Genomic DNA, 13,075 nt, shown 5'->3' with positions numbered 1-13,075 from the left:
AAAGAAAAGGCGATATTTTGACAAGTTAAAGCTACTTTTTTGCAACAAATGTGAGAGGCGCGTTCTTTTTTACAACCTGGCGATAACATCGTTACTTAAAATTGATTTTTTTCGGCGTAGAAAGCAATAATGAAATAGTAAATAAGGAAAAAAATTGAGGGGTAACTTATTAATAAATAAAAAAAAGCCCAACCCGAAGGTTGAGCTTTCTGTACACAGTAACCAGATAAAATCTGGAAGCGAAAATTAACGCTTAGAGAACTGTGGACGACGACGTGCTTTACGTAGACCAACTTTCTTACGCTCAACGCAACGAGCGTCGCGAGTAACGTAGCCAGCTGCACGTAGAGCAGGACGTAGAGTTTCATCGTACTCCATAAGAGCGCGAGTGATACCGTGACGGATTGCACCAGATTGACCAGTGATACCACCACCTTTAACAGTGATGTATAGGTCTAGGTTCTCAGTCATTTCAACAAGCTCTAGAGGTTGACGAACAACCATACGCGCTGTTGGGCGGCCGAAGTATTCTTCGATGCTACGCTTGTTGATAACGATGTTGCCAGTACCCGGTTTGATGAAAACGCGAGCTGCTGAGCTTTTACGGCGACCAGTGCCGTAGTATTGATTCTCTGCCATTGTCATAATTCCCAATTAGATGTCTAGTACTTTAGGCTGTTGTGCAGCATGGTTGTGCTCAGTACCTGCGTAAACTTTTAGCTTACGGTACATAGCACGGCCTAGAGGACCTTTAGGAAGCATGCCTTTAACAGCAGTTTCAATAACCATTTCTGGTTTCTTGTCGATTAGCTTATCAAAGCTGATTGACTTAAGGCCGCCGATGTAGCCAGTGTGGTGGTGGTACATTTTATCTGTACGCTTGTTACCAGTTACTGCTACTTTCTCAGCATTGATAACTACAATGTAGTCACCAGTGTCAACGTGTGGAGTGTACTCCGGCTTGTGCTTACCACGTAGACGAGAAGCGATTTCAGTTGCAAGACGACCTAGAGTTTTACCTTCAGCGTCAACAACATACCAGTCACGTTTTACAGTTTCTGGTTTAGCAACGAAAGTTTTCATGCTAATTAATACCCAATAATTTAAATAGTTTCACTTACTAGAACCATCAAATGATGATCCCTCTGTATAAGAGCCCAGTCATCACCCCTTCGAGTGGTTGGCACTCCAGGCTTTCGCCTTCACAGGTACGGTGGGTCGCAAGATTATAGGGAAGGGTGAGGAAAAAATCACCTCTTTTCCTAAAAAAAAATGTCTTTTTTTCTTATTAGCTACAATTTAGGGCAAAAGCAGTCGATAAATCCTGATTATCATTAAAAGCAACATCCAATAACGAGGCAATTTCTATGCTAAATGCGGCTTGGCTAAGTAATCATGGCTTTGCATTTCGATTAAACGTGAACAACATCGCTTAAATTCAAAGGTTAATCGCCCTTGCTGATAAAGTTGTTCAAGAGGTACTGCCGCTGAAATAATCAAAGTGACATTTCGCTCATAAAACTCATCAACCATGGCAATAAAGCGCCGTGCAGCATCGTCTTCCTGCGCCGTTATTTGCGGCACATCAGATAGAATAACCGTATGATAGATTTGTGCTATTTCCATGTAATCATTTTGACTACGTGACGTTTGGCATAATTGGTTAAAACTAAACTGCACCACTCCATCCGCTTCTCGCTGCACCATTATTTGCCGTGAATTAATGGTAATCATTTTTTGCTGATTACGAGGCTCGGAGGTTAATTGTTCGAAGTAACGTTTTAAATTCTCTGTTGCACATTCATCTAATGGGTAATGGTAAATTTCAGCTTGTTCTAACGTTCGCAGACGATAATCAATGCCAGCATCAACATTAACGATGTCACAATGCTGCTCTATCAATGCAATAGCAGGTAAAAATCGCGCTCGTTGCAAACCATTTCGATACAACTCTAGTGGGGGAATATTCGATGTCGCGACTAAACTGATCCCCCGCTTAAATAACGCTTCAAGCAAAGTCCCCAAAATCATCGCATCAGTAATATCAGAAACAAAAAACTCATCAAAACAAATAATATCTGTTTCTTGTTTGAATTTATCAGCAACGTGTTCTAATGGATTTTCAACTCCATCTAATTGTTTTAATTCATGATGTACACGATGCATGAAACGATGAAAATGCATCCGCGTTTTACGTTTAAGTGGTAAACAATCGTAAAAGGTATCAACAAGATAAGTTTTACCTCGTCCCACCCCTCCCCAAAAATATAATCCTTTCACTGGCACAATATCTGCTTGAGTTGAGTTAGATTTAAAATAACGTTGGATAAAAGACAGTTTAGGCTCAGGTTTAGGCGCTAATATACGATGGTATAAATTATCAAGATGGGAAACAGCATTGGCTTGTGCGGGATCAGCAAAAAAATCTGTTTGCTGTAAATCGAGTTGATACTTTTCTAGTGGCGTCATCCTAACCTTACCTGTTTCATCCATGAGTTATCTCTAATTATGAGAGGCAGAACCGCAACATGACTCTTACATCATATTTATTGACTATCATGTCGCTTAACCTCACGGTATAGTAACGTGACAGCCATCGTTGATAAACATTGATACACGAATATTCGTATATACGTATAAGTCACAAGGAGTTTATTCATGACCATGACTTGGGCCATTATTATATTTTTAGCAGGGATCTTAATTGGTGCTCTTGCCGTTCGTCTAACAAACAAAAGTGTAAAACAGCAAAAAACACTCAAAAAAGAGCTTGATAAATCAAAGTATGAGCTCGAACAGTTCCGCCAAGAACTCGTTGATCACTTTGCTCGCAGTGCTGATTTACTCGATAATGTCGCTAAAGATTACAGCAAACTTTACGAGCATATGGCAAAAACCTCAACCGAGTTGATGCCAAACCTTCCAGCACAAGATAACCCTTTTGCAAAACGCATCACCAGTTTAGAAGCAGTGAAAGACGATGCAAAAGACGAGGAAAATATTGACCAAGCCCCTCGCGATTACGCTAATGGCGCGACGGGATTATTTAAGGGGCAAAACACCGCAGTGACAGAAGAAGAAAAAGCTCAACTACATGCCGAGCCAAAAGCGAGCTAATTGTCACATTTATTCACTTTCACTTGCTGTTTATTCGTAAAAAAGTGAGTGAAAGTGAACTTTGACTTCTTTTTATAGGTCTTAATGTCACTTGTAAACTGGAGTTCAATAATGATTAAAAAGCCTTTTCTTGTTCTTACTGCGTTAGCATTAGGTATCAGTTCTGCTATTACCCCAGTAACTGCAATTGCTGCATTACCTACCTCTGTTGATAGCCAACCCATGCCAAGCCTTGCGCCAATGTTGGAACAAGTCACACCCGCGGTTGTTAGTATTGCCGTTGAAGGTAAGCACGTTTCTAAGCAACGTTTACCTGAGTCTTTCCGTTATTTCTTTGGTCCAGACTTCCCTTCAGAGCAAGTCCAAGAGCGTCCATTTAGAGGTTTAGGCTCTGGGGTTATTGTTGATGCAAAGAAAGGCTATATAGTCACTAACCATCATGTTATTGATGGCGCAGATAAAATCAGTGTTCAGCTTTTTGATGGACGTGAAGTCGATGCCAAACTTATTGGTAGCGATGGCATGTCCGATATTGCATTACTACAGATAGACAAACCAGAAAACTTAACGGAAGTAAAACTGGCGAACTCCGATAAATTACGTGTCGGTGATTTTACTGTCGCCATTGGTAACCCGTTTGGTTTAGGCCAAACAGTAACATCAGGGATTGTCTCGGCATTGGGTCGTAGTGGCTTAAATATCGAGAACTTTGAAAACTTTATTCAAACCGATGCTGCAATCAATAGCGGTAACTCAGGCGGCGCATTAGTTAACCTCAATGGTGAACTCATTGGTATTAACACCGCGATTGTTGGCCCTAACGGCGGTAATGTCGGTATTGGCTTTGCTATTCCTTCTAATATGGTGAAAAGCTTAACTGATCAAATCTTAGAATTTGGCCAAGTAAAACGCGGGATTTTGGGTGTTCAAGGCGGTGAATTAACTGCAGAGCTTGCTAAAACCTTCGGTTATTCAACTAACCACGGTGCATTTGTCAACCAAGTGATGCCTGACTCTTCTGCTGAAAAAGCAGGGCTGAAGGCGGGAGATATTATTACCGAAGTAAACGGTAACCCTATCCGTACCTTCAGTGAGTTACGAGCGAAAATTGCGACTATGGGTGCTGGTAAGACACTAACTTTAGGTATTATTCGCGACGGTAAAAAGCAAACCGTCAATGTGACTTTAAAAGCGGCAAGTGAAAATAAAGTAAAAGCTGATAATCTTCACCCTAGCCTAGCCGGTGCTGAATTTACCAATACCGTTGCTGGCGATAAAGTCAAAGGGGTTAAGGTATCAAAACTTGATGAGCGATCTATCGCTGCACGTTATGGCCTACAAAAAGGTGATATTATTATCGGCCTAAACCGTAATAAGATAAATAACCTCGGAGAACTTCGTAAAGCACTTGAAGCAAAACCTGATGTGCTTGCGATGGAAGTCAAACGTGGTAACAACGTCCTGTATCTGATCATTCGATAACAATACATTTCTCATTTAACCTTCAAATAAAGTCAGAGTGAAACGGTGCTCTGACTTTATTATTGGTCTCTATAAGTAGGAATGGTATTCTTCTTGCCATTCACTATCTTGTATTATTTAAGGACTCTTGATGTTGGCTTTTCTTGGTCGTTCTATTTTGCTCGGCCTTATCACAGCATGTGTTGTACTTGTTGCTGTACCAAGTTTGCGCCCATCATCACCGGTGTCTTTACCCCAATTAGACGATGCGCCCGCCCCTTTATCATTTAACTACGCCGTTAAACGCGCTTCCCCTGCGGTTGTGAATATTTATAACCGCCGCTATGAAAATAATGAATCACGACCAGAGCCAGAGTTAATCACTCAAGGATTAGGATCAGGTGTGATCATGAGTGATAAAGGCTATATCGTGACGAACTATCACGTTGTCGCCAATGCAGATCAAGTTATTGTCGCACTGCAAGATGGTCGTATTTTAAACGCGCAGCTAATCGGCTTAGATCAATTAACCGATCTCGCAGTTTTAAAAATTAATGCAGATAATTTACCTGTCATCCCAGTTAATTCTGAATACAAAGCGACAGTCGGTGATGTTGTTCTTGCTATCGGTAACCCCTATAACCTTGGTCAAACAACGACCTTTGGTATTATTTCAGCAACAGGGCGTTCAGGCATGAGCTTTTATGGCCCACAAGATTTTCTCCAAACGGATGCCGCAATTAACCGTGGTAACTCAGGTGGGGCATTAGTCAATACCCGTGGAGAGCTCGTTGGTATTAATACTGCATCTTTCCAACAAGCAACGAATATTGAAACCTACGGTATTTCATTTGCTATCCCTTACCAACTAACCATCAAAATCATGAATAAGCTAATCGCTGATGGTCGCGTTATCCGTGGTTGGATTGGTATTCAAGGACGTGAGATTAACCCTGTTATGGCAAGGCTGTATGATGCCAATCAGGTGAATGGTATTATCGTAGAGGGCATGGATCCTAACGGCCCAGCGTCAAAAGCTGGCTTTCAGAAAAATGATATTGTGGTCGAGATTGCAGGTAAACAAGTCACTAATGTACAAAGCGTTAGAGATATTGTAACTGATATCCGCCCAGGTACGCATGTGAATGTAAAAATTCTACGTGATGGTAAACCAATGATTATTCCAGTAACGGTGGCTAATCGCCCTGCCTCTGAGAATAAACCGATGCGATAGTCGTCATTACAAATAGTGACTATAAAAAAACGCCTCACATATGAGGCGTTTTTGCTATCAGAGCTTAAGTAATCAATTAAGCAGAGATACGTTCGATGTTCATGCCTAATGCACTAAACTTCTCTTCAATGAACTCGTAACCACGGTCGATATGGTAAATACGATCAACAATCGTCTCACCTTTAGCAATGCTACCTGCAATCACAAGACTTGCTGATGCACGTAAATCAGTTGCCATCACTTGAGCACCGCTTAAACCATCAGTATCACCACAAATAACAGTGTTACCTTCAATTTCAGCGTGAGCGCCCATACGAATTAATTCAGGGATATGCATGAAACGGTTTTCAAAAATCGTTTCAGTAATAATACCTGTGCCTTTGGCAATGAGGTTCAGTAGTGAGAATTGCGCTTGCATGTCGGTTGGGAAACCTGGATGTGGCGCTGTACGGATATTAACCGCTTTAAGCTCACGTCCTGTCATATCAAGGCTGATCCAATCTTCACCTGTTTCTACCAATGCGCCAGCTTCTTCAAGCTTCGCTAATACCGCTTCCATTAATTCAGGCTTGGTATTACGACACATAATCTTGCCACCAGAAACAGCGGCAGCAACAAGGAACGTTCCCGTTTCAATGCGATCAGCAACGACTTCGTGGTAGCCACCACCAAGACGCTCAACACCTTCGATGGTAATTGTTGCAGTACCAGCACCTGAAATTTTCGCGCCAAGTGCATTTAAAAATGCAGCTGTATCTTCAATTTCAGGCTCACGTGCGGCATTTTCAATAACCGTTGTGCCTTCTGCCAAGGTTGCTGCTGACATGATCGTTACTGTCGCGCCAACACTGACTTTATCCATCACGATATGTGCGCCTTTAAGACGACCATCAACACTCGCTTTCACGTAGCCTTCATCAAGCGTGATTGTTGCGCCTAGTTGCTCTAAACCTACAATATGTAGATCAACAGGGCGTGCACCAATCGCACAACCGCCAGGTAGTGAAACCTGACCTTGACCAAAACGAGCAACCAATGGGCCTAGCGCCCAAATAGAAGCGCGCATGGTTTTCACTAAATCGTAAGGTGCGCAAAACTCATTCACATCACTTGCATCAATGTGTACAGAGCCATTACGTGATACTTTTACGCCTAAGCGAGAAAGTAGTTCCATCGTCGTATCGATATCACGTAATTTAGGGACATTTGCAATTTCTACAGGCTCTTCAGCAAGCAAAGCGGCGAATAAAATCGGCAATGCTGCATTCTTAGCGCCAGAAATTGACACTTCACCGCTTAGTGGACCACCGCCCTGAATATGAAACTTCTGCATCATTTACCTCGTTATAACGACATTAGCTTTTTATCACGCGCCCATTCTTCTGGTGTATACGTTTTGATACTTAACGCGTGAATGTCGTTTGCTGCAATTCGATCCATCAACGGACCATAAATAGTTTGTTGTTTTTTCACTCGGCTCATGCCGTCAAAAATAGTACTCACTGCTATGACTTCGTAGTGACTACCTTCACCTTTAACAATCACTTCATCAAGATCTAAGGCATTTTCTAGAATTTGTTTAATCTCGGAGATTTCCACAAGCTATCCTCTCTACAGCTCACTTCATGCAAGCTGCTAAAATGGGTTCAACATGGCTCAAGCGTAACAATGTTTTTAGTTGCTCGGGCACATTAAGCAGGGTGAAGTCACATCCTGCGCTGCTTAATTGCTGGTGAAGATGCAATAACATCACCATGCCAGCTGAGTCTACTCGACTCAAGCCACCTAGATCGAGCAATACCTTGTTTGAATCAGGTACCCACTCATTTCTACGTCGCCAAAAAGCTGGCACTGTGTCACGTTCTAAACAACCTGACAAGCAATATTGGTCATTACCGAGAGCTTGCCATTTGATCCTATCCTCAGACATGATCATTTTTTCTCGATCTGAATTGGCTTAGCGGCAAGATCGCGTAGGTTTTGCGTTACCGCATCAATTCCCTTGGTGCGAAGCTCACCACTCCACTCGCTTTGCTTAGTCGAAATCATACTGACTCCTTCCGCTACCATGTCAAATCCTTGCCATTCTTTTGTCTTTTTATTTAAACGAAGTTTGAAATCAAGACGAATAGGTGGACGTTGACTATCAACAATATCAACACGAACAGACACGATTTTACGATCGGCTGGTACTGCTTTTGCAGGCTCAATCTGAATTTTTTGATCGGTATACTGCGTTAACACCTGCGCATAAGATGCGACTAAATATTCCGTAAACGCTTCTGTGAACGCATCACGTTGCTCTGCGGTAGTTTTCTTTAAATTGGATCCTAGCACTTTATAAGCGGCATAACGTGTATTGATATAAGGCAATAGCTCTTTTTTAACAATAATACGCAACTCTTCAGGGTTTGCTTGGATCTTCGGCTGCTCTGCTTTTAAGGTTTTAAATAACTGAACAGAAACTTTATCCATCATCGTATATGGATTCGTCTGATCGATTGTTGCAGCCTGCACCAACATAGGTAGGGCAAGAAAAGCCAGCATTAGGCATCGTAAAAATTTCATAGGTGCTCCTAGTCTTTTTTGTCACCGCCAATGCTATATAGCACTTGGCCTATCATATCTTCTAATACTAACGCAGATTTCGTGTCTTCAATAAGATCGCCGTTATGCAGCATATCGACATCTTCATCAACAAAACCTGGGGAAATCCCTAAATACTGCTCACCTAAAAGGCCAGATGTTAAAATTGAAGCCGAGCTAGTTTCAGGGAAATAACCAAATTTTTTATTAATCGATAAAGTAACCATCGGAATGTAGGTTTCTTTATCAAGGTTAATAGCTGTCACTTCACCAACGGTTACACCACCTACTTTCACAGGAGAGCGTACTTTTAAACCACCGATATTATCGAAATGGGCTTTTAATGTGTAACTTTCATTACTGCCAAAACTTTGTAGGTTAGCAACTTTGAAAGCTAACACTAATAATGCTGCAATTCCGGCTAACATAAAAATGCCAACCCACAGTTCTAAACGTTTATTTTGTTGCATGCTTTTATCCATTTAATTTGTTTTGTCACACTAAAGTCATGTTGGTTTCTTTACGAATTAGCTACCAAACATCAGTGCGGTCAAAATAAAATCTAAGCCCAATACTGCCAATGATGAATTCACCACCGTTCGTGTCGTTGCTCGGCTGATCCCTTCAGAAGTAGGAACGGCATCATAACCATTAAATACCGCAATCCAGGTTACCGTTATAGCAAAAGCAACAGCCTTAATAATGCTGTTCCCTATGTCATAACTAAAGTTCACTGAAGATTGCATAACCGACCAGAAACTACCGTAATCAATCCCTTTCCAGTCAACGCCAACAATTTGCGCCCCCCATAAACCAACAACACTAAACATCAGCGCTAATAATGGCATTGAGATAACACCAGCCCAAAAGCGTGGCGCAATCACTCGACGCAGCGGATCAACCGCCATCATTTCCATACTTGAAAGCTGTTCAGTGGCTTTCATTAAACCTATTTCAGCGGTAAGTGCAGAACCTGCTCGCCCAGCAAACAACAATGCTGTCACAACCGGACCTAATTCGCGTAGTAAAGACAATGCAACCATTTGTCCTAAGCTCGTTTCGGCACCAAAGTCAGCCAGTACAAGGTAACCTTGTAAACTCAGTACCATGCCGATAAACAAACCTGAAACAAGAATAATCGCTATTGATAAAACACCCACTGAATACAGTTGCTTTATTAATAACGGAAACATTTTTCTTGGCTGAGGCTTACTCACCAATGCACCAAACAACATTAACGTTGCTCGTCCCATTGTTTGGCATTTTCCAATGCCACTTCGCCCTAAATGGGCTATCGCATCAACAATCATTTTTTGCTCGTAATCCATCGAATAACAGATACGTATGACACGCATCGTGAATAGCGCTTAACCAAATAAATCTTGCTCTAATGGCTGCGCTGGAAACTTAAAGGGAACAGGGCCATCAGCATCGCCGTCTAAGAACTGACGTACACGAGGATCTGGGTTTTCTCGTAATTCTTGAGGGCTACCACTGCCAATAATTTTACCACCTGAGAGTAAGTAAACATGATCAGCGATACTCATCACTTCGGGTACATCATGAGAAACAACCACGGATGTCATGCCTAACGCTTTATTGAGACTACTGATTAATTGCACTAACACACCCATAGTAATGGGATCTTGTCCCACAAAAGGTTCGTCATACATCATTAATTCAGGATCCAGAGCAATTGCACGAGCTAATGCCGCTCGACGTGCCATACCACCAGATAACTCATTAGGCATCAATTGTGCCGCGCCACGTAACCCTACTGCTTCTAATTTCAGTAACACTAAACTACGTAATAAATCTTCAGGTAAATCGGTATGTTCTCGCAATGGAAATGCAATATTGTCGAAAACGTTCATATCAGTAAACAGCGCACCCGATTGAAATAACATACTCATTCGTTTACGTGCTTGATATAAATCACTGCGCTTTAAGGTTGGGATATTCCACTGATCAAACCAAACTTCGCCTTTATCTGGCGCAATTTGACCACCAATCAAACGCAATAATGTTGTTTTACCTATTCCAGAAGGCCCCATGATTGCTGTTACTTTTCCTCGAGGCACATCAAGAGAAATATCATCAAAAATGAATCGTTCACCACGAGAAAATGTTAGGTTTTTAATCGAAATCAGTATATCGCTTTTAGCCATTGCTTCGTATTCGCCTCTAATTACTGGTAATTTCTCATGAAAAACACTAATTATTATTAAAAATCAGTAAATTATGACTTAACCACAAGAAAAAATCATGTTTTTCAAGTGAAAACTATTATAGCCGAGGATAATAGAGAGAATAAAATACCAACTCAAGTTTGCCGATTCATATCTCATCTATTATTACATTGTTAAGGTATGTTGCTGCTGCTTTATGCACAATATGCTTGTATAACTATGCTAATTTACTCTCCATCAGCATATTTAAACTCAACAATTGTACAACGTTCAAATAGTAGAACCTAACATCAAAAATAGTGAGGTTTTACAATCCACCATGATAAATTCACCGTGATTGTTATTTTCCCTCATAAATGTTCACAATAGAGAGAATTAGTCATTTGTTATACTTCCCTTTTGCTTTGCTAACCGTCAAAATCACTCCCTAATATCAAAAGCGATTCAACGCTGGATTTACTGTACTCGTTTTTAACGTGCCATTTTTAAAAGGGATTAGAATGCTCGAAGCCATTGTATTGCTCTGTGTAGGGTTAGTTTTATTAGTATGGAGTGCCGATCGATTGGTATATGGCGCTGCTGCACTGGCTAAAAATTTTGGTGTTGCGCCACTTGTTATCGGTATGACAATACTGGCAATGGGCTCTTCGGCACCCGAAATGATGGTTTCAGCGACCGCAGCACTTGCCGGTAAAACCGATACTGCGGTAGGTAATGTGCTTGGTTCTAATATCGCCAATATTGCACTGATCTTAGGTATAACAGCAATATTGAAGCCGCTGTCGATCGGTTCAACCATTATTCGCCGTGAATTACCGCTAATGTTAGGCGTGACCGTTATTGCCGGCCTCTTACTATGGGATAATTATTTAGGCCGAATGGAAGGCGCTTTTCTTGCCGTGCTTTTTGTTCTGTTTTTACTTGCTATGTTAAAAATCAGCAAGTCGAGCAAAAACGATCCTCTTGCTGAAGAGCAAGAAGCAGAGATCCCAACGGGCGTTAAAAACTCGTCAGCCATTATCTGGGTCTTTATTGGTCTAGGTTTACTTCTTTACTCTTCTGATATGGTAGTAGAGTCCGCCGTTGTTATTGCTAAACACTACGGCATGAGTGACTTAGTGATTGGTTTAACTATCATTGCTGTTGGTACCAGTTTGCCTGAGCTTGCCGCTTCTATCGCCAGTATTTACAAAGGTGAAGATGATATGGCTGTGGGTAATATCATAGGCTCTAATGTCTTTAATATTTTAGCTGTAATGGGTATTCCAGGTCTTTTGAACCCATCAGTATTAAGCCCTCTTGCGATGGGGCGTGATTTTTATGTCATGCTCGGATTGTCTGTATTGTTATTATTAATGGCATTAGGCAAACGTCGTCGAATCAATCGTGTTGAAGGCGGTATTTTGGTACTGTGCTTCATTGCTTACCAAGCTTACCTATTCTTAAATATTTCCGCATAATGGAGAATAATCAGATGTCTCGCTCCTTTGACTTTAGTAGTCATGGCAAAAAAGTGCTGGATATTGAAATTCAAGCACTACAAAACATCAGCCGATATATTGATGATAGCTTTAACAAAGCCTGTCAGCTGGTACTCGATTGCCAAGGTAAAGTCATTGTGATGGGAATGGGTAAATCGGGTCATATTGGTAGAAAGCTAGCAGCAACACTTGCGAGTACCGGTACACCTGCCTTTTTCGTGCATCCTGGTGAAGCAAGCCATGGCGATTTAGGCATGATCAAACAAGAAGATGTTGTGATCGCAATTTCTAACTCTGGCGAAGCATCTGAAATTTTAGCGTTATTGCCTGTCATTAAACGATTGGGTATTTCCATGATCAGCATGACTGGCAAACCGACGTCCAGTATGGCAAAAATGGCAGTTATAAACTTGCAGATCACGGTAGAAAAAGAAGCTTGCCCCTTAAACCTAGCGCCAACCTCAAGCACGACAGCAACACTTGTGATGGGTGATGCATTAGCGATCTCAGTTATGGAAGCGCGTGGATTTACGGCTGATGATTTTGCTTTGTCTCATCCCGGAGGAGCACTTGGACGAAAATTATTAATGCGTATCGCGGATGTCATGCATACAGGTAAAATGCTGCCTATTATTGAAGAAACAGCCAGCATTAAAGATGCCTTGCTAGAAATATCAAAAAAAGGCTTAGGCATGACGGCTATCGTTAATAATAAGCAACAGCTTAGCGGGATATTTACCGATGGCGATTTACGCCGTTTACTCGATAACCATGTTGATATCCACAACACGAGTATCGGTGATGTGATGTCTTGTAACCCGCAGACCATTTCCCCTCAGCTGCTCGCAGCTGAAGGGTTAAAGATAATGGAAGATCGTAAAATAAATGGGTTGCTTGTGACTGAAAACGATCAACTGGTTGGTGCATTAAACATGCATGATTTATTAAAAGCAGGCGTGATGTAGTAGCATACTCAGTATAACGCGTAACGAATTAGAACAATGAAA

At 41.5% G+C, this 13,075-nt stretch carries 15 protein-coding genes; 5 read left to right on the top strand and 10 right to left on the bottom strand.

Annotated features, from left to right (window positions below; all coding sequences use genetic code 11):
- Window positions 1-246 precede the first annotated feature (246 nt).
- The 3 genes from rpsI to zapE all read right to left on the bottom strand — a co-directional run bounded on the left by rpsI (window position 247) and on the right by zapE (window position 2,469).
- Window positions 247-639 carry a 30S ribosomal protein S9 gene (gene rpsI, locus I3259_RS02080; protein WP_005371189.1) on the bottom strand — a complete coding sequence of 131 codons (393 nt, stop codon included), beginning with the start codon at window positions 637-639 and terminating at the stop codon, window positions 247-249.
- A gap of 15 nt (window positions 640-654) precedes the next feature.
- Window positions 655-1,083, bottom strand: coding sequence for a 50S ribosomal protein L13 (gene rplM / locus I3259_RS02075; protein WP_005371187.1), 429 nt, complete (start codon window positions 1,081-1,083; stop codon window positions 655-657).
- A 282-nt stretch (window positions 1,084-1,365) separates the two neighbouring features.
- On the bottom strand, window positions 1,366-2,469 hold the full coding sequence (gene zapE, locus I3259_RS02070; protein ID WP_238028160.1) for a cell division protein ZapE: 1,104 nt from the start codon (window positions 2,467-2,469) through the stop codon (window positions 1,366-1,368).
- Between the two features lie 189 nt (window positions 2,470-2,658).
- Between zapE and zapG the strand changes: the two genes are divergently transcribed.
- From zapG to degS, 3 genes are all read left to right on the top strand, one after another.
- Window positions 2,659-3,117, top strand: coding sequence for a Z-ring associated protein ZapG (gene zapG, locus I3259_RS02065; RefSeq protein ID WP_238028102.1), 459 nt, complete (start codon window positions 2,659-2,661; stop codon window positions 3,115-3,117).
- A gap of 114 nt (window positions 3,118-3,231) precedes the next feature.
- Window positions 3,232-4,599 (top strand): Do family serine endopeptidase, encoded by a 1,368-nt coding sequence (locus I3259_RS02060; protein ID WP_238028159.1) that lies wholly within the window; start codon window positions 3,232-3,234, stop codon window positions 4,597-4,599.
- 130 nt (window positions 4,600-4,729) lie between these two features.
- Window positions 4,730-5,812 (top strand): outer membrane-stress sensor serine endopeptidase DegS, encoded by a 1,083-nt coding sequence (gene degS, locus I3259_RS02055; RefSeq protein ID WP_238028101.1) that lies wholly within the window; start codon window positions 4,730-4,732, stop codon window positions 5,810-5,812.
- 76 nt (window positions 5,813-5,888) lie between these two features.
- On the opposite strand, the gene murA is transcribed toward degS, so the two are convergent.
- From murA to mlaF, 7 genes are read right to left on the bottom strand one after another with little or no spacing between them, the layout of a single operon-like run.
- Window positions 5,889-7,145, bottom strand: coding sequence for a UDP-N-acetylglucosamine 1-carboxyvinyltransferase (gene murA, locus I3259_RS02050; RefSeq protein WP_238028158.1), 1,257 nt, complete (start codon window positions 7,143-7,145; stop codon window positions 5,889-5,891).
- 11 nt (window positions 7,146-7,156) lie between these two features.
- A complete protein-coding gene (ibaG, locus tag I3259_RS02045; RefSeq protein WP_238028100.1) occupies window positions 7,157-7,411 on the bottom strand; it encodes a BolA family iron metabolism protein IbaG in 255 nt (84 codons plus the stop codon).
- Between the two features lie 19 nt (window positions 7,412-7,430).
- A complete protein-coding gene (locus I3259_RS02040; protein ID WP_238028099.1) occupies window positions 7,431-7,748 on the bottom strand; it encodes an STAS domain-containing protein in 318 nt (105 codons plus the stop codon).
- Window positions 7,745-8,380 carry a phospholipid-binding protein MlaC gene (gene mlaC, locus I3259_RS02035; RefSeq protein WP_238028098.1) on the bottom strand — a complete coding sequence of 212 codons (636 nt, stop codon included), beginning with the start codon at window positions 8,378-8,380 and terminating at the stop codon, window positions 7,745-7,747. Before mlaC ends, I3259_RS02040 begins: the two co-directional genes overlap by 4 nt.
- An 8-nt stretch (window positions 8,381-8,388) precedes the next feature.
- Complete coding sequence (gene mlaD, locus I3259_RS02030) at window positions 8,389-8,868, bottom strand: outer membrane lipid asymmetry maintenance protein MlaD (RefSeq protein WP_238028097.1); 480 nt, start codon at window positions 8,866-8,868, stop codon at window positions 8,389-8,391.
- 57 nt (window positions 8,869-8,925) lie between these two features.
- Window positions 8,926-9,708, bottom strand: a complete 783-nt coding sequence (gene mlaE / locus I3259_RS02025; RefSeq protein WP_238028157.1) for a lipid asymmetry maintenance ABC transporter permease subunit MlaE — start codon at window positions 9,706-9,708, stop codon at window positions 8,926-8,928.
- A 57-nt stretch (window positions 9,709-9,765) separates the two neighbouring features.
- The gene (gene mlaF / locus I3259_RS02020; protein WP_238028096.1) at window positions 9,766-10,566 is read right to left on the bottom strand and encodes a phospholipid ABC transporter ATP-binding protein MlaF; all 801 of its coding nucleotides are present in this window, start codon (window positions 10,564-10,566) and stop codon (window positions 9,766-9,768) included.
- 521 nt (window positions 10,567-11,087) lie between these two features.
- Between mlaF and I3259_RS02015 the strand changes: the two genes are divergently transcribed.
- Entirely contained in the window at window positions 11,088-12,047 is a 960-nt protein-coding gene (locus I3259_RS02015) for a calcium/sodium antiporter (RefSeq protein ID WP_238028095.1), read from the top strand.
- 14 nt (window positions 12,048-12,061) lie between these two features.
- Entirely contained in the window at window positions 12,062-13,033 is a 972-nt protein-coding gene (locus I3259_RS02010; RefSeq protein ID WP_238028094.1) for a KpsF/GutQ family sugar-phosphate isomerase, read from the top strand.
- The last annotated feature ends 42 nt before the right edge of the window (window positions 13,034-13,075 follow it).

Source organism: Photobacterium sp. Ph5, assembly GCF_022129445.1.
Taxonomy (GTDB): Bacteria; Pseudomonadota; Gammaproteobacteria; order Enterobacterales; family Vibrionaceae; genus Photobacterium.
The sequence above is the reverse complement of the archived record's forward strand: the minus strand, read 5'-3'. Positions and strand labels throughout refer to the sequence as shown.

Bases quoted from the DNA above. Each gene is read 5' to 3' on its own strand.
- rpsI (WP_005371189.1), bottom strand. From the start codon at position 639: ATGGCAGAGAATCAATACTACGGCACTGGTCGCCGTAAAAGCTCAGCA.
- rplM (WP_005371187.1), bottom strand. From the start codon at position 1,083: ATGAAAACTTTCGTTGCTAAACCAGAAACTGTAAAACGTGACTGGTAT.
- zapE (WP_238028160.1), bottom strand. From the start codon at position 2,469: ATGACGCCACTAGAAAAGTATCAACTCGATTTACAGCAAACAGATTTT.
- zapG (WP_238028102.1), top strand. From the start codon at position 2,659: ATGACCATGACTTGGGCCATTATTATATTTTTAGCAGGGATCTTAATT.
- degS (WP_238028101.1), top strand. From the start codon at position 4,730: ATGTTGGCTTTTCTTGGTCGTTCTATTTTGCTCGGCCTTATCACAGCA.
- murA (WP_238028158.1), bottom strand. From the start codon at position 7,145: ATGCAGAAGTTTCATATTCAGGGCGGTGGTCCACTAAGCGGTGAAGTG.
- I3259_RS02040 (WP_238028099.1), bottom strand. From the start codon at position 7,748: ATGATCATGTCTGAGGATAGGATCAAATGGCAAGCTCTCGGTAATGAC.
- mlaC (WP_238028098.1), bottom strand. From the start codon at position 8,380: ATGAAATTTTTACGATGCCTAATGCTGGCTTTTCTTGCCCTACCTATG.
- mlaD (WP_238028097.1), bottom strand. From the start codon at position 8,868: ATGCAACAAAATAAACGTTTAGAACTGTGGGTTGGCATTTTTATGTTA.
- mlaE (WP_238028157.1), bottom strand. From the start codon at position 9,708: ATGATTGTTGATGCGATAGCCCATTTAGGGCGAAGTGGCATTGGAAAA.
- mlaF (WP_238028096.1), bottom strand. From the start codon at position 10,566: ATGGCTAAAAGCGATATACTGATTTCGATTAAAAACCTAACATTTTCT.
- I3259_RS02015 (WP_238028095.1), top strand. From the start codon at position 11,088: ATGCTCGAAGCCATTGTATTGCTCTGTGTAGGGTTAGTTTTATTAGTA.
- I3259_RS02010 (WP_238028094.1), top strand. From the start codon at position 12,062: ATGTCTCGCTCCTTTGACTTTAGTAGTCATGGCAAAAAAGTGCTGGAT.